The following is a 14,702-nucleotide window of genomic DNA, read 5'->3' on the forward strand; positions in this document are numbered from 1 at the left end:
TTCTCTGCGCCTGTACATCGAGAGTAACCACCGTGCGGGGCACGTATGCCCGTGTTCGCCGTGGGCATACCGGGGCTATGGCAGGCGGTGTGACGCGGTGTCGAAAGCGACGGGGATTGACGAGCTTATCGATTGTCGTTATCTTATCGTTTATCGCTAACAACGATCATCGATAAGGAGCGATCATGACCTCGACGAAACAGGGCACGCTGTCCCGCGGCGACGCCGCTGCACTCATCGCCTTCTGCGTCGCCGGCGTGGCGATCGCGGCGTACATCACGGTCTTCTCGATCATCCGCATCATCACCCTGCTCAGCGGCACGATGATCCCGGTGATGGTCGAGTTCGTGGATCAGCCGATCGAGGCTCCGCTCGGCGCAGGTGGTGCGAACATCACCCTCGAACTGGACAGGGCGATCCTCACCGCCCCGACCCTGCCGGGGATCGCGATCGGCGCGGGCGTCCTCGGACAGCTCGCCCAGATCGTCGCGATCATCGTCGTGATCGGATGCCTGATGCTGCTGGCGCGCAGCATCCTGAGCGGCACAGTGTTCAGCCGACGCAACACGCGACTCGTGATGGTCGCCGGCATCGTCGGCCTGCTCGGCTTCGCGGCCGTGCGGTTCTTCGACAATATGCTGGCCAACGCTGCCGTCTCCGTGCTCACCGAGAACGCTGTCGACAATGCGGTGATCAGCATCGAGCCGTTCACCTTCATCCTGGCTGCGTTCATCATCTCGGTCATCGGCACCACGTTCGTGATCGGCGATCGACTGCAGCGCGAGACGAAAGGATTGGTCTGATGACCACGACGAAGACGACTTCCCCGGCCACCCGCTCCGAGACCGCTGACGCCATCACCGTGATCCTCTACGCTGCAGCGGCGCTCGTCACCGTCGCATTCGCCACGATCCTGCGCGTCGCCGGCACCTTCCGCGAAACGGGGATCGCGTGGACGGTCCCCATCGACCAGCAGCCGATCTCCGCCACGACCGACTCCGGTGCCATCTCGATCGAGGGGTTCGCGGACGAGGCGATGGTCATCGCCGACGGGGTGAACGCGGCCTCGGTCACGGCCATCATCGCCGCCATCGCGCTGTGGGCTCTCGCGGCCGTCGCGGTCATCGCGGCGGTGACGCTGGTCGCCTGGAACTTCCTCCGCGGACGCTTCTTCGTCCGTCCGAACGCGCGAGCCTTCGACGTGATCGGTTGGACGCTCGTCGGCGCTCCGATCCTGATCGTGATGTTGGAGACGATGGGCCGCAACGGCGTCACCTCCGCTCTCGGCATCGGCGACGGGGAACCGGTGCATCCGATCGAGTTCTGGAGCGTCGCGCCGATCTTCGCCACCGGCGTGACGGTGGGCCTGATCGCAGTGGCATTCCGCCGCGGCATCCGGTTACAGAACGAGAAGCTCGCGCTCGAGAAGGAAACGGAAGGACTCGTCTGATGCTCAGCTTCGGTTCGGACGAGGTGTGGCCGTCCCTGCTCAACATCGGGATCGCGCTCGCGGTGATCGCGGTCATCCTCGGTGTCGTCGTGTGGAGAGGGCGCCGGAGGGGCAGCCGCACGATCGCGCTCGACGCGGCACTCACGCTCTCCGGGTGGTGGATCCTGATGTCGGCGGTGGGCGCTGTGATCTACATCTTCAAGGCGTTCACCGTCCCCTGGGCGGAGTTCGACGGTCAGACCCACGTGTATCTGGATTGGCCGGCCGGTCTGGCGTGCTCGGAGTTCGGTGACAGCGCAACGACGATGCTGACCTGTGGCAGCGAGCAGCTCTCCGAGTTCACTGTCGGCCAGGCGTCGCTGGGGCTCCGGCTGCTCGCGGCGTCCGCACAACTGAGCAGCCTTGCTCTGGCCACCATGCCCGCGGTCATCGTGGCGGTCATCTGCTTCCAGACGTTGCGGGGCCGCGCGTTCTCGCGCTCCGTGACGCGCGGCCTCACCGGCGGCGCGATCGCCGTGCTCGTGTTCGGCGTGGCGGCCGATCTCCTGAGCGGTATCGCAGCCACAGCCGGCCTTCGCGAGGTCTTCTCACCGGACAGCGAGTGGTACCCATCGTTCTACCAACTGACCGTCACGCCGCTCCCCTTCGTCGGCGCGCTCGGGCTGCTCGCTCTCGCCGCCGTGTTCCGTCAGGGCACACGTCTCGAGCAGGAAAGGGCGCAACTGCAGCAGGAGAAGGCGGTTCTCGAGAAGGACACGGAGGGACTGGTGTGAGCCCGGCGGAGAGCGACGACGAGTTCACCGGCATCCACTGCCGACTCGACGAGCTGCTCGCCGAACGCGGCATGACGCTCACCGAGCTGAGCGCCGCGGTCGGGGTGAGCATCGTGAACCTGTCGGTGCTGAAGAACGACCGCGCCCGTGCCATCCGCTACTCCACACTGCGCGCGATCTGCGAGGCCCTCGACTGCGAGGTCGGCGAGCTGCTGGTGCTCACCCCGCGCTGACGGGGAACGCTCTCCCCGGTCGCAGTTCCTGCCGCCGGTGGCGCGTGCAGGCGGCAGGAAGTGCGACCGGAACCGGGCCTTCCCGCCGCACCGAACGGATTCCGGCTCGCAACGTCATCCTTCGTCATATCCACCCAGGGAATTCTCAGGGAGTCATAGCGTTGGGCCTCATGGCGCGCACACGGTGCGCCGCGATTCTGGAGTCCCCACCCTCATGAGCACCACCGCACGCGCCCAGAAGGCGCCTGATACCCGCGGACCGGTCCGGAAGCTGCTGACCTCGTTCGGCTTCCAGATCCTCGCCGCTCTCGTCCTCGGCATCGCCGCCGGTCTGATCGGCCGCCAGCTCGGCGCGACCGCCGAGAACCCGACCGGGCTGTCCGCGACACTCGACACCATCGGCAACTCGTATGTGACGCTGCTGCGCGCCGCCGTCGTCCCCCTGATCTTCACAGCGATCGTCGCCAGCATCTCGAACCTGCGCCGCGTGCAGAACGCCGCACGCCTGGCGGGCCAGACGATCCTGTGGTTCGCGATCACCGCGTTCATCGCCGTGATCATCGGCATCGTCCTCGGCCTCGTGATCCAGCCCGGCAACCGCGCCGGCGAGGGCCTCGAACCGGGCGACCCGTACACCGTGGGCACCTGGTGGAACTTCCTGCTCGGGCTCATCCCGCAGAACTTCCTCGGCCTCACCGTGAGCACCAACCCCGGAGCGGCTGAGGGCACCTTCTCGTCGAGCGTCGGCTTCAACATCCTGCAGGTCATCGTGGTCGCGGCCGTCGTCGGCATCGCCGCACTCAAGGCCGGTAAGAAGGCGGAGCCGTTCCTCGTCTTCACCGAGTCGCTGCTGAAGGTCATCCAGCGCGTGCTGTGGTGGATCATCCGCATCGCCCCGCTCGGCACGTTCGGCCTCATCGGCTCGGCGGTCATCAAGTACGGCTGGGAGAAGCTCGCCTCCCTCGGCTGGTTCGCCGCCGCCGTCTACATCGGTCTGGCCCTCGTGCTGTTCGTGGTCTACCCGATCCTCGTGCGCACGCACGGCCTCTCGATCAAGCAGTACTTCTCGGGCGTCTGGCCCGCCGTGCAGCTGGCCTTCGTCAGCCGCTCCTCGATCGGCACCCTGCCGCTCACCGAGCGCGTGACCGAGCGCAACCTCGGTGTGCCCCGCTCGTACGCCTCGTTCGCCGTGCCGCTGGGCGCGACGACCAAGATGGACGGCTGCGCCGCGATCTACCCGGCCATCGCCGCGATCTTCGTCGCGCAGTTCTTCGGCATCGAGCTGAACTTCGTGCAGTACCTGCTGATCGTCATCGTCTCGGTCGTCGGCTCGGCCGCCACCGCCGGCACCACGGGTGCTGTGGTGATGCTCACGCTGACGCTGTCGACCCTGGGCCTCCCGCTCGAGGGCGTGGGACTGCTGCTCGCGATCGACCCGATCCTCGACATGGGCCGCACCGCGGTCAACGTCGCCGGCCAGGCGCTGATCCCGACGATCGTCGCCAAGCGCGAGGGCATCCTGAACGAGGAGCTCTACAACGCGCCGCGTGAGGGCCTGCCCTTCGCCGACGACTCCGGAGACGACGACGCTCACGAAGCGGATGCCTCCGCCGACAAGGAACCGGTCAGCGCCCGCTGACCTCGCCGCGGAACGGCAGAGCGCCTCGTCCCCTCGTGGGGCGAGGCGCTCTGCCGTTCGAGCATCGAAGCGGTCAGGGGATCAGGCGCGGCCCTCCTGGCGCGTGGCGCCGCGGGTGTCGAGGGCGAGCTCCTCGGCGTCCATCGCCGCGATCAGCTCGCGCATGACCTCCTCATCGAGGTTGCCCGCGTCGCGTTCCGCGAGGAGGATGTCGCGACGCACCTGCAGCCACCCCTTCGACAGGGCGACGAGGTCTTCGTAGGAGGGTCGGCTCGCGGCATCCTCCACCTTCTGCGCCTCGTCGGTGTCCTTCTCGACCCGTGTCATCCGCTTGGTGAAGGCATCGAACACCCGGAGGTCGACCTCCCCGTACTTCGCCTCCCACTCGACCCGCTTCTCGGCGAGGAACTTCTTGCCGGCCTCACGGCTCTTCGCGCGCACTTCGGCGAGCGCCGCCTCATCCTCCTCCTCGTCCACATCGCTGGCGATGCCGAGGCTGCGGATGAGAAGAGGCAGGGTCAGACCCTGGATCAACAGCGTTCCGACGGTGACGATGAAGGCCACCACGACGATGGCGTGCGATGCCTGCGCGTCGAGGGTCGCGAGGTCGGCGGCGGCCACCGCGATCGCCAGCGTCACGACGCCGCGCATGCCCGCCCACGAGATGACGGCACTGTCCTTCCACGTGAGCGTGAGTCCGGCCATCCGGTCGCGCACGATCTGACTGCGCAGCTCGTCGGCGGTGTAGTTGCCCCAGCGCCGCGACTTCTGATGCCGTTTCTCGAACTCGCCGGACTCGACACCACGATCCCAGCGCTCGAGCTTGCGGCGGTCCTGGAAGTTCGCCCACGCACTGGTCGGATAGATGTAGAGCGGCCGCACGATGACGACCACGAGCAGCACCGCCCCGGAGAGCAGCAGGATCTGCCCGACCGACTCGCTGCCCAGGTCGCTGAGCACACGGGGGAACTGCAGCCCGATGTAGGCGAACACGAAGCTCTCCAGCAGCAGGTCGGCCGAAAGCCACAGCGGCTTCTCCTGCTGGCGGGTGGTGTAGTCGGTGCGCGGCGAGTTGTAGCCGACGTACAGCCCCATCGCCACGACCGCCAGGACGCCCGATCCGAGCAGATGCTCGGCGATCGCATAAGCCCCGAACGGCGCGAGGAGTCCGAACGTGCCGATCACCACGGGATCGCTGATGCGCATGCGCAGCTGGTGCAGGACGATCCCGAACACCAGACCGACGGCCACACCCACTCCGACCGCCACCAGGAACTGCCAGATGCCGCCCCAGATCGAGACGGTGGCGCCCGCGAGGATCGCGGCGAAGACGCGGTACAGCGTGAGCGAGGTCGCATCGTTGATGAGGCTCTCGCCCGAGAGCACGGTCATGATGCGTCGCGGCAGCCCGAGCCGACGGCCGATCGCCGCAGCGGACACCGCGTCCGGCGGAGCCACGATCGCGCCCAGGAGCAGCGCGCCGGGGAGGGTGAGGGACGGCAGGATCCACCATGCGACGAAGCCGACGGCCACGGCGGTGAGAAGCACCAGCCAGATCCCGAGCCGGCGGATCTGCGGCAGGCTGCGCTTGAATCCGACGAACGACACATCGAGCGCGGCCGAGTACAGCAGCGGCGGCAGCACGAGGCTCAGGAGCACATGCCCATCGATGTCGAGGTCGGGCACGAAGGGCAGGAAGGATGCGGCGAGCGCCACGATCGTCACCAGCAGCGGGGCCGGCCAGCCTCGCCAGCGTGCGAACGCGGCGATCGCGACGGACCCGACGAGGACGTAGAAGATGCCTGCTTCCATGCCCCCACGGTATCGGGGGAATGGAGGCGCTCAGGTGCGCGTTGTGGTTGAGGATGTCCGATACAGCTCTCTCCGTCCTCGACCTCGTTCCGGTGCGCACCGGCCAGACCAGCGCGAAGGCCATCGCCGCCTCCCTCGCGCTCGCGGAGACCGCCGACCGTCTCGGCTATCGCCGCTACTGGTTCGCCGAGCACCACAACATGCCGTCGGTGGCGTCGACCACTCCCCCGGTGCTGATCGCCGCTGCGGCCACCCGCACCTCGCGTGTGCGGCTGGGCTCTGGCGGAGTGATGCTGCCCAACCACGCACCGCTCATCGTCGCCGAGCAGTTCGCGGCACTCGAAGCGATCGCGCCGGGACGCATCGACCTGGGCCTCGGCCGGGCACCGGGAAGCGACCCGGTGATCACGCAGCTGTTGCGCGGCTCGGGGACCACCAGCGACGTCGAGCAGTTCCCCCGCCACGTGCAGGACATCGCGGCCCTGCTGTCGGCAGACGGGGCTGCGCTGCGTTTCACCTCCGGCGGGGAATACACGGTGCGTGCGACGCCGGCCGCGACCGGCACCCCCGAGGTGTGGCTGCTCGGGTCGAGCGACTATTCCGCGCAGCTCGCCGCCTCGCACGGGCTGCCCTATGTCTTCGCGAACCACTTCTCGGGGCAGGGCCTCGAGCGCGCGCTCGACCTGTACCGCACCGGCTACCGTCCGAGTGAGGAGCACCCGGAGCCGCACACGTTCCTCACCGTGAACGCGGTCGCCGCGCCCACGCAGGAGGAAGCGGAGGCCCGTGCACTCCCCCAGCTGCGGATGATGGCACGGCTGCGGCTGAACCAGCCGCTCGCCGCTCTCGAGACCGTCGAGCAGGCGGCGGCGGCCGTGACGGATGCCGCCACCGACGAGGTCGTGCGGGCCGCCCGTTCGCGCTGGTTCGTCGGCACCGGCGAGAGCGTCGCCGCCGAGCTGCATTCCTTCGCCGAGCGCTACGGCGTCGACGAGGTCATGCTCTCCCCCGTCGCCGGCGCCTACGACGCCGAGGCGAACGATGCACCGACCGGTCGCGCACAGACACTGGAACTGATCTCCGCCGCACTTCGCAGTTGACGTCGCGCGCCTGTCAACCCCTGGCTTTCCCGGCGGCACAGGCGTAGCGTCACGAACAGTGCCGTCGACAGGGGCGCGGCCCCCTCGGCGAACGCACTGTCGGCAGCAGCAGAAGGAGTTCGACGATGAGCACGACCAAGACTCTCGCCCTCTGGGTCGCCTACGGACGCAACGGTGTCGTCGGCAGCATCCGCCACGACGAGGACGGCTACACGGTCACGATGGTCGGATCGGATGCGACGACCGGAACCTACCCGAGCCTGGCCTCCGCGAAGGGTGCTCTGCACTCCCATATGGCTCCGGGCAGCGACTGGCCGCGCTTCCAGGAGCACTGAACCACCCACACTGAACCACCCGCACTGGACCACGGCATCCGCCCGGGTCGCGTACGGGGATGGCGCGCAGCGGGCGGGTGACGTCAGGCTTCCGGCTCGCCGGAGAGGATGCCGCGCAGCCAGTCGCGCGCCTCGACGAACACGTCATCGGAGTAGCGGTCGGGGTACTGCACGATCTGCCGGTCCGCCCGCGGATACGACCCGAGGAAGACCACACGAGGGCTGAATCGACGGATGCCGAGCAGCGCGTCGGCCATGCGCTCGTGCTCGATGTGCCCGTCGGCGTCGATCACGAATCGGTAGCGCCCGAGTTCGTCGCCGATCGGCCGCGACTCGATGAGCGACAGGTTGATGCCGCGGGTCGAGAACTGCTCGAGCATCTCCAGGAGCGAACCGGGGTGGTCGTGCGGGAGCTCCACGATCAGCGAGGTCTTGTCGGCACCGGTCGGCTCGGGCGAACGGGTCGTGCGGGTGACCAGCACGAAGCGGGTCACGGCCTGCGCGTTGTCGCCGATGCCGTCTGCCAGCACCTCGACGTCGTAGTGGTTGACGATGCCGGGTGCCGCAATGGCCGCCTGCGCGGGCAGCGTGCCGTCGAGGACGCCGATCGCGGAGGCGACGTTGCTCGACGCGGGAACGTGCGAGTGTGACGGCAGGTGCGCGCCGAGCCACCCATGACACTGGGCGTAGGCGACCGGATGCGCCGCGATCACCTCGACCTGGTCGAGTGTCGTCCCCCGCGGAGCCACCAGCACGAAGTTCACCCGCACGAGATATTCGCCGATGATGCGCAGCCCCGGAAGCGTGGCCAGAGCATCCTGCGTGGTGGACACCCCGCCCTCGATCGAGTTCTCGATCGCGATCATCGCGGCGTCGCTCCGACCCTCGAGCACGTCGGCCAGAGCCTCGCCCACGTTGTGCACGGGTCGCCAGTTCTGGCCGCGGGCCTCGGCCACCTGATCGAGCGCCGCCTCCGTGAAGGTTCCGGCAGGGCCGAGATAGCTGTAGGTACGGCGTTCAGTCACGGGTTTCACCTTAGCCCTCGGCGGGCCGACGGCTCGTCCGGGCGACTTCTCGGATGCGGTCCCGCCGAACAGGGGGCAGACTGAGAGGATGACCAGCCGTGCCGGCCTCCCCGCGGAGGAAAGTGACCTGATCGATGTCGACGAACTGATCGCCGCCTACTACGACCGCACGCCGAACCCCGAGGTTCCCGCGGAACGCGTCGTGTTCGGCACCAGCGGTCATCGCGGTTCCTCGCTGTCGAACAGCTTCAACGAGAACCACATCCTCGCCACGACGCAGGCGATCGTGGACTACCGCGACGCGCAGGGCATCACCGGCCCGCTCTTCCTCGGCCGCGACACGCACGCGTTGTCGCTGCCCGCCGAGCGCAGCGCGATCGAGGTGCTGCTGGCGAACGGCATCGACGTGCGGGTCGACTCCCGCGACTCGTGGGTGCCCACTCCGGCGCTCAGTCACGCCATCCTCACCTACAACCGCGGCAAGGCGGCCGACGACCCGAGCCGCGCGGACGGCATCGTCGTCACCCCCTCGCACAACCCTCCGCGCGACGGTGGCTTCAAATACAACCCGCCACACGGAGGACCCGCCGACACCGACGCCACGGGCTGGATCGCCGACCGCGCGAACGCCCTCATCGCCGCCGGACTCGACGGCGTGAAGCTCGAGCGCTTCGCCGACATCGACTGGGATGCCCTCACCGGCTACGACTTCCGAGACGCCTACGTGCGCGACCTGCCGTCGATCATCGACATCGACGCCATCCGCAGCGCCGGGGTGAGCATCGGCGCCGACCCGCTCGGCGGAGCCTCCGTCGAATACTGGGCACTCATCGCCGAGATGCATGACCTCGACCTGACCGTCGTGAACCCCGAGGTCGATCCGACGTGGCGCTTCATGACGCTGGACTGGGACGAGAAGATCCGGATGGATCCGTCCTCACCGTCGGCAATGGCCTCCCTGGTCGCGAAGAAGGGGTCGTACGACGTGCTCACCGGGAACGACGCCGACGCCGACAGGCACGGCATCGTGACCCCCGACGCCGGACTGATGAACCCGAACCACTATCTCGCGGTCGCCATCGACTATCTGTTCTCGCACCGCGACGGCTGGCCGCGCGACGCCGCGATCGGCAAGACCCTGGTCTCGTCGATGATCATCGACCGGGTCGCCGAGTCGCTCGGACGGCGTCTGCTGGAGGTTCCGGTCGGGTTCAAGTGGTTCGTGCCGGGACTCCTCGACGGCTCGGTCGCCTTCGGCGGCGAGGAGTCGGCCGGGGCCTCGTTCCTCCGCAAGGACGGCTCGGTCTGGTCCACCGACAAGGACGGCATCCTGCTGTGTCTGCTGGCCGCCGAGATCATCGCCGTCACCGGCAAGACCCCGTCGGAGCGGTACCGCGAGCTGGAGACCGCCTTCGGTGCCTCCGCGTACCAGCGGGTGGATGCCCCGGCGACGCCCGAGCAGAAGGCCACGCTCGGCCAGCTCGCCCCCGAGGCCGTCACGGCGACCACGCTCGCGGGCGAGGACATCACCGCGAAGCTCTCGCATGCGCCCGGCAACGGCGCGGCGATCGGCGGCCTCAAGGTGCAGACCGAGCATGCCTGGTTCGCCGCCCGCCCGTCGGGCACCGAAGACGTCTACAAGCTCTACGCCGAGAGCCTGCGCGGCCCGGAGCACCTCGCCGAGGTGCAGGCCGAGGCGCGCGCCGTGGTCTCCGCCGCCCTCGAAGGCTGAGCGGGCTCCGACCGTCGGAGGGAGGGCCGGCGGTCGGAGGGCCGGCGGGCCGGCGGTCGGAGAGCCGATGGCCGGGACGCTTCTCGGCTCAGCCCCGCACGATCCGGTGCGCTCGATCCTGCGCGGCCCGTGCCAGGTCGGCACCTGCGGCGCGCAGCCAGCGCACGGGTTCGGTGCGCGCAGCCTCCGACGATCCGGCCAGATCGGTGAGGGAGGCGGTGGCCGCGAACAGCGCGGTGTCGGCGTCCGGGGTGATCCGACCGGCCGCGAGCATCGCGTCGGTCCCCGCGACGGCGGCGAGTCCGGCGAGGAACGAAGGGACCTTGCCGTCACCCGACTGCCCATCGTACGAACCCTCCCCCGTGATGACCACGTCGGCGCCGGAAATCGCGGCGTCGAGGCCGATGAGGTCGGCCACCTCGGCGGCGCCGGGAGCGAGCGCGCCTCCCCAGGCCACGAGCGCAGCGCCCGTGCCCCCGGCCGCACCGTTGCCCTCGCCCGCGGGATCGACGCCGAGCAGCACGGCGAGACGACGAAGCCCGTCGTCGACGAGAGCGATGTCGTCCGGCGATCGCAGGCCCTTCTGCGGGCCGAACACCGCGGCGGCGCCGCGCGGACCGGTGAGCGGATTGGTGACGTCGGTGAGCACGCGCACCTCGGGTGCCGGGCGCAGGGCGGTCAGATCCGCCGATGCGACGGAGGCGACCCCACGCGCACCGCGGGGAACCGGAGCCCCAGCGGCATCGAGGAACAGCGCACCGAGCGCCGAGAGCATCCCGGTGCCACCGTCGGTGGAGGCGCTGGAGCCGATGCCGACGACGAGTCGCGAGACGCCATGGTCGAGAGCCGCGGCCAGTGCCTGCCCCAGACCGGTCGTGTCGGCATCCCACGGACGCAGCTCGCGCAGCAACTCGATCCCGGAGGTCGACCCGAGATCGATCACGGCCGTGCCCGCCGGGGTATCGCGCGTCGGCGGGAGCAGCAACCAGGAGGTGTCGATCTTCTCGCCGGCCGGTCCGTCAACCGTGATCGGCATCCGCACGGCGCCGGGCACCGCCGCCTCGAACGCAGCCACCGTGCCCTCGCCGCCGTCCGCCATCGGCCGGTGCACGAACTCGGCGGTGGGATCGACCGTCGCCCAGCCGTCGGCGAGGGCCGTCGCGGCATCCGCCGCCGTGATCGTGCCCTTGAAGCTGTCCGGGGCCAGCACGACCCGCGTCACCCGGTGATCCCCGGGGTGCTGTCGCGCACGATGATCTCGAGCGGCAGGGGCGCCTGCTCCCATTCCGCATCGACCGTCGCGCGGAAAGCCTGATATCCGACCTCGCTCAACGGCACGCGCACGGTCGTCAACCGCGGGGTGGCATCGCTGCTCGCCGGCACGTCGTCGAACCCGCAGACCGCGATGTCGCTGCCGACCTCGCGCCCGGATTCACGGATCGCGGACATCGCACCGAGGGCCACCACGTCACTGATCGCGAAGATCAGGGTGCCGGGTGCGATGCCGTCGACGAGAGCTTCTCTCATCTGGGCCGCCCCCGACTCCCGGCGGAAGTCACCCCGTCGCACGCTCTCGACCGCACCGCCTGCCGCCTCGAACCCGGCGTGGAAGCCGGCCAGACGATCATCCGAGGTCCGGACTCCGGCCGCCGCCCCGAGCGCGATCGCCGAACGGTACCCGAGCTCGGCCATCCGTCGGCCGAGCGCCTCCGCCCCGGAGCGGTTGTCGATCTCGATTCGACGCTCGCCCTCGCCGTCCGGCCCGAACGCCACGACCCGGCCGCCCAGGCGCACGAACTCCGCGAGTTCCTGCGCGGTCTCGGTCTCCGTGGGCTCCTGTGTGCGCGAGGCGGCGAGGATCAGACCTCGCGGCCGCTGCCCGCGAAGCGCACGCACGATCCGTGCCTCACGCGCCTGGTCGCGCTCGGTGATCGCGATCGTCACGACCAGGCCCTCCTCGTCGGCGCCGCGGGCCACACCCGACGCGATCAACCCGAAGTAGGGGTCGGCGATATCGGCGACGAGGAGGGCGATGACCGGTGATGTGCCGCGGGCGATCGACTGGGCCGAGACGTTCGCGGTGTATCCGAGCTTCTCCGCCGCTGATTCGACGCGTTCCCGGAACGACTCGGCGACTCGGCGCTCGGAACCGTTGAGCACCCGGGAAGCTGTCGCCAGGGAGACCCCGGCTTCTCGGGCGACGTCGTGCAGTGTGGGCGCCGGCCCCCGGGCGTGGCGCGGAGACCGCGTCGGCGACGGCCGCTCCGCGGACGTTGCGGGCTTGGTCATGACCCAGATCCTACTTCCCGACACGTGCGCCCGCCGGCACGGACGTCGGGTGGCTGCACGGCTGTCGGCCCGGATCCGCGGTCTTCTCCGTGCATCCGTGCATCCTCCTGAGAGGCGGTAAGAGACCGGTGTCCGAACACCTTCACGCGAGATGCGGAGAGACCGCGGCGGCGAACGTCTCGGCGGTGCGGCGCACCACGCTCTCGGGATCATCGGCCCAGATCTCGGCGTTGAAGATCTCGACCTCGATGTCGCGGTCGTACCCGGTCGCGACCACCGCGCGGGTGAGGGTGCCGAAATCGATCACGCCCTCGCCGGTGTAGTGCCGTGAGAGCAGCACGTCGGATGCGAGAGGCGTCTTCCAGTCGCACACCTGGTACGTGGCGATGCGTCCTTCACGACCGGCCCTCGCGATCTGCTCGAGCACCTGCGGGTCCCACCAGATGTGGAAGGTGTCGACGGCGGCGCCGACCACCTCCGGATCGAAGTCCCCGGCGATGTCGAGCGCCTGGCCGAGCGTCGAGACGACGGCGCGATCGGACGCGTACATCGGGTGCAGCGGTTCGATCGCGAGCGTCACACCGGCCGCCTTCGCCTCGGGAGCCAGCACACCGATCGCATCGCGCACGCGCTGCCGAGCCCCGATCAGGTCGCGCGATCCCGCGGGCAGGCCGCCCACGACCAGGACGAGCACAGCGGTCGAGCCCTCGGCACCGGCCGCGGCCAGCGTCGCGGTCTCCTCGATCGCCCGGCGGTTGTCGTCCAGCGCCGCCGCCCGCTCCGCCCCGTCCGGCAGCGTGAAGAACCCACCACGGCAGTGCGTCGAAAAGCGCAGGCCCGAGTCGCCGAGCATGCGGGCCGCGACGTCGAGGCCGACGTCGTTCACCGGCTCACGCCACAGTCCGATCGCCTCCACACCCGCGGCCGTCGTGACCCGCAGGGCCGTCGCGAGGTCGGCATGCTTGATGGTCGCCTGATTGATCGACAGGCGCGGGTCCGGGGCCGGCGCCTGGGCCTGGGCCGGGGAGGGGAGGCTCATGCGTCCACGCCGTTCAGACGCAGCATGCCGTGCCACCGCTCGCGGGCGAGGTCGGGCTGCTCCAGCGCCAGGGAGGCGTTGGCGAGCTCGATGATCCGGCTCAGGTGCGGCAGGCTGCGCGCGGAGTGCAGCCCGCCCACCATCTGAAAACCGGGCTGATGGCCGTTCATCCACGAAAGGAAGGCGACGCCCGTCTTGTAGTAGAACGTGGGAGTCGCGAAGACCTGCCTGCTCAGTTCCTCGGTCGGTCCGAGGATGCGCCGATACCGTTCCGGGTCGCCGGCGTCGAGTGCCTGGATCGCCGCCGACGCGACCGGGGTGATCGCAGCGAAGGCGCCGAGCAGGGCGTCGGAGTGCGTGCGCACGCCCGCTGCGTCCCCCGTGTCTTCCCCGAGTGCACGACCTGTCGCCGAGTGCACGCCCTGTTCACGCGAGGGAGCCGTCCGCTCGGCGAGATCGCGTGCAGTCGACGAACCCGCCGCGGCACCTCCGATCAGGCTCACGTAGTTGAAGTCGTCGCCCGTGAACATCCGGACGCCCTCGGGGAGACGATCGCGCACCGAGACCTCGGACTCGGCGTTCAGCAGGCTCATCTTGACTCCCGCCACCTTGTCCGGATTCTCGGCGATGATCTCCAGGAGCACGTCCGACGCCGGCTGCCAGTCGTCCGCGCCGAAGTAGCCCGCGAGTTCGGGATCGAACGCCGCACCGAGCCAATGCAGCACGACCGGAGTGGTCGCACGCGAGAGGACCTCTCGATACACACGCCGGTAGTCGTCCGCGTCCGTCGCGGCACGGGCCAGGTGACGGGAGGCCATGAGCACGGGGCCGGCGCCCTGCTCCTCGGTGAAGTGCAGTTGCTCGAGGTAGGCGGAGATGAGCTGGTCGAGCGAGATGTGCGGTTCGGCGATGTGGTCGGTGTTGACACCCACCACGACGGATCCGCCCTCCTCACGGGCGACCTCGGCGCTGCGGGCGATCAGCTCGCGGGTGGCAGCGGCGTCCAACCCCATGTTCCGCTGCGCGGTGTCCATGGCATCGGCGACGCCGAGACCCCACGAGTACACGTTGCGGCGGAACGCGAGCGTGGCGTCCCAGTCGATGTCGGCCGCCTGCCCGGGAGTGTTGTCGGCGTGCACCTTCGGCACGACGTGTGCGGCGGCATACGCGACGCGGCTCTGCAGCGGGCCGGTCGGGCGCGTGTAGGTGCCGGAGTCGTTGAGGGCGACGTCAGCGACATCGCCGTTCGCGCGGAGGAGGCGCAGGGTGCTCATG

General features: G+C 69.5%; 14 protein-coding genes. 8 read left to right on the forward strand and 6 right to left on the reverse strand.

The annotated features are described in order from the left end of the window. Nucleotides 1-185 precede the first annotated feature (185 nt). The 5 genes from MST3598_RS15295 to MST3598_RS15315 all read left to right on the forward strand — a co-directional run bounded on the left by MST3598_RS15295 (nt 186) and on the right by MST3598_RS15315 (nt 4,095). On the forward strand, nt 186-803 hold the full coding sequence (locus tag MST3598_RS15295; protein ID WP_029259879.1) for a hypothetical protein: 618 nt from the start codon (nt 186-188) through the stop codon (nt 801-803). Next, on the forward strand, nt 803-1,450 hold the full coding sequence (locus MST3598_RS15300; protein WP_029259878.1) for a hypothetical protein: 648 nt from the start codon (nt 803-805) through the stop codon (nt 1,448-1,450). The genes MST3598_RS15295 and MST3598_RS15300 overlap by 1 nt, the downstream gene beginning before the upstream one ends. Then, nucleotides 1,450-2,223 (forward strand): hypothetical protein, encoded by a 774-nt coding sequence (locus MST3598_RS15305; RefSeq protein WP_029259877.1) that lies wholly within the window; start codon nt 1,450-1,452, stop codon nt 2,221-2,223. The genes MST3598_RS15300 and MST3598_RS15305 overlap by 1 nt, the downstream gene beginning before the upstream one ends. Next, nucleotides 2,220-2,456 (forward strand): helix-turn-helix domain-containing protein, encoded by a 237-nt coding sequence (locus MST3598_RS15310; protein ID WP_029259876.1) that lies wholly within the window; start codon nt 2,220-2,222, stop codon nt 2,454-2,456. The genes MST3598_RS15305 and MST3598_RS15310 overlap by 4 nt, the downstream gene beginning before the upstream one ends. A 214-nt stretch (nt 2,457-2,670) precedes the next feature. Further along, a complete protein-coding gene (locus MST3598_RS15315) occupies nt 2,671-4,095 on the forward strand; it encodes a dicarboxylate/amino acid:cation symporter (protein ID WP_029259875.1) in 1,425 nt (474 codons plus the stop codon). A gap of 81 nt (nt 4,096-4,176) precedes the next feature. On the opposite strand, the gene MST3598_RS15320 is transcribed toward MST3598_RS15315, so the two are convergent. After that, nucleotides 4,177-5,907: a cation:proton antiporter gene (locus MST3598_RS15320; RefSeq protein ID WP_021200012.1), complete on the reverse strand. Its 1,731-nt coding sequence runs from the start codon at nt 5,905-5,907 to the stop codon at nt 4,177-4,179. A gap of 53 nt (nt 5,908-5,960) precedes the next feature. Between MST3598_RS15320 and MST3598_RS15325 the strand changes: the two genes are divergently transcribed. Then, the gene (locus tag MST3598_RS15325) at nt 5,961-7,007 is read left to right on the forward strand and encodes an LLM class flavin-dependent oxidoreductase (protein ID WP_029259874.1); all 1,047 of its coding nucleotides are present in this window, start codon (nt 5,961-5,963) and stop codon (nt 7,005-7,007) included. A gap of 125 nt (nt 7,008-7,132) precedes the next feature. Beyond that, complete coding sequence (locus MST3598_RS15330; RefSeq protein ID WP_021200014.1) at nt 7,133-7,342, forward strand: hypothetical protein; 210 nt, start codon at nt 7,133-7,135, stop codon at nt 7,340-7,342. An 83-nt stretch (nt 7,343-7,425) separates the two neighbouring features. On the opposite strand, the gene pheA is transcribed toward MST3598_RS15330, so the two are convergent. Next, nucleotides 7,426-8,376 carry a prephenate dehydratase gene (gene pheA / locus MST3598_RS15335; protein ID WP_029259873.1) on the reverse strand — a complete coding sequence of 317 codons (951 nt, stop codon included), beginning with the start codon at nt 8,374-8,376 and terminating at the stop codon, nt 7,426-7,428. A 79-nt stretch (nt 8,377-8,455) separates the two neighbouring features. Here pheA and pgm point away from each other — a divergent pair, with 79 nt between their 5' ends. Then, a complete protein-coding gene (gene pgm / locus MST3598_RS15340; protein WP_021200016.1) occupies nt 8,456-10,099 on the forward strand; it encodes a phosphoglucomutase (alpha-D-glucose-1,6-bisphosphate-dependent) in 1,644 nt (547 codons plus the stop codon). A gap of 88 nt (nt 10,100-10,187) precedes the next feature. Here the strand turns inward: pgm and MST3598_RS15345 are convergent, their stop codons facing one another. The 4 genes from MST3598_RS15345 to MST3598_RS15360 all read right to left on the reverse strand — a co-directional run bounded on the left by MST3598_RS15345 (nt 10,188) and on the right by MST3598_RS15360 (nt 14,701). Next, a complete protein-coding gene (locus tag MST3598_RS15345) occupies nt 10,188-11,321 on the reverse strand; it encodes a glycerate kinase (protein WP_051671148.1) in 1,134 nt (377 codons plus the stop codon). Further along, on the reverse strand, nt 11,318-12,388 hold the full coding sequence (locus tag MST3598_RS15350; protein WP_029259871.1) for a LacI family DNA-binding transcriptional regulator: 1,071 nt from the start codon (nt 12,386-12,388) through the stop codon (nt 11,318-11,320). Before MST3598_RS15350 ends, MST3598_RS15345 begins: the two co-directional genes overlap by 4 nt. A 142-nt stretch (nt 12,389-12,530) precedes the next feature. Next, nucleotides 12,531-13,427 (reverse strand): sugar phosphate isomerase/epimerase family protein, encoded by an 897-nt coding sequence (locus MST3598_RS15355; protein WP_051671146.1) that lies wholly within the window; start codon nt 13,425-13,427, stop codon nt 12,531-12,533. Continuing rightward, complete coding sequence (locus tag MST3598_RS15360) at nt 13,424-14,701, reverse strand: dihydrodipicolinate synthase family protein (RefSeq protein ID WP_029259869.1); 1,278 nt, start codon at nt 14,699-14,701, stop codon at nt 13,424-13,426. The genes MST3598_RS15355 and MST3598_RS15360 overlap by 4 nt, the downstream gene beginning before the upstream one ends. Between the last annotated feature and the right edge of the window lies 1 nt (nt 14,702).

It is taken from the genome of Microbacterium sp. TPU 3598 (genome assembly GCF_002356155.1).
Lineage (GTDB): Bacteria > Actinomycetota > Actinomycetes > Actinomycetales > Microbacteriaceae > Microbacterium > Microbacterium maritypicum_A.

Bases quoted from the DNA above. Each gene is read 5' to 3' on its own strand.
- MST3598_RS15295 (WP_029259879.1), top strand. From the start codon at position 186: ATGACCTCGACGAAACAGGGCACGCTGTCCCGCGGCGACGCCGCTGCA.
- MST3598_RS15300 (WP_029259878.1), top strand. From the start codon at position 803: ATGACCACGACGAAGACGACTTCCCCGGCCACCCGCTCCGAGACCGCT.
- MST3598_RS15305 (WP_029259877.1), top strand. From the start codon at position 1,450: ATGCTCAGCTTCGGTTCGGACGAGGTGTGGCCGTCCCTGCTCAACATC.
- MST3598_RS15315 (WP_029259875.1), top strand. From the start codon at position 2,671: ATGAGCACCACCGCACGCGCCCAGAAGGCGCCTGATACCCGCGGACCG.
- MST3598_RS15320 (WP_021200012.1), bottom strand. From the start codon at position 5,907: ATGGAAGCAGGCATCTTCTACGTCCTCGTCGGGTCCGTCGCGATCGCC.
- MST3598_RS15325 (WP_029259874.1), top strand. From the start codon at position 5,961: ATGTCCGATACAGCTCTCTCCGTCCTCGACCTCGTTCCGGTGCGCACC.
- MST3598_RS15330 (WP_021200014.1), top strand. From the start codon at position 7,133: ATGAGCACGACCAAGACTCTCGCCCTCTGGGTCGCCTACGGACGCAAC.
- pgm (WP_021200016.1), top strand. From the start codon at position 8,456: ATGACCAGCCGTGCCGGCCTCCCCGCGGAGGAAAGTGACCTGATCGAT.
- MST3598_RS15350 (WP_029259871.1), bottom strand. From the start codon at position 12,388: ATGACCAAGCCCGCAACGTCCGCGGAGCGGCCGTCGCCGACGCGGTCT.
- MST3598_RS15355 (WP_051671146.1), bottom strand. From the start codon at position 13,427: ATGAGCCTCCCCTCCCCGGCCCAGGCCCAGGCGCCGGCCCCGGACCCG.
- MST3598_RS15360 (WP_029259869.1), bottom strand. From the start codon at position 14,701: ATGAGCACCCTGCGCCTCCTCCGCGCGAACGGCGATGTCGCTGACGTC.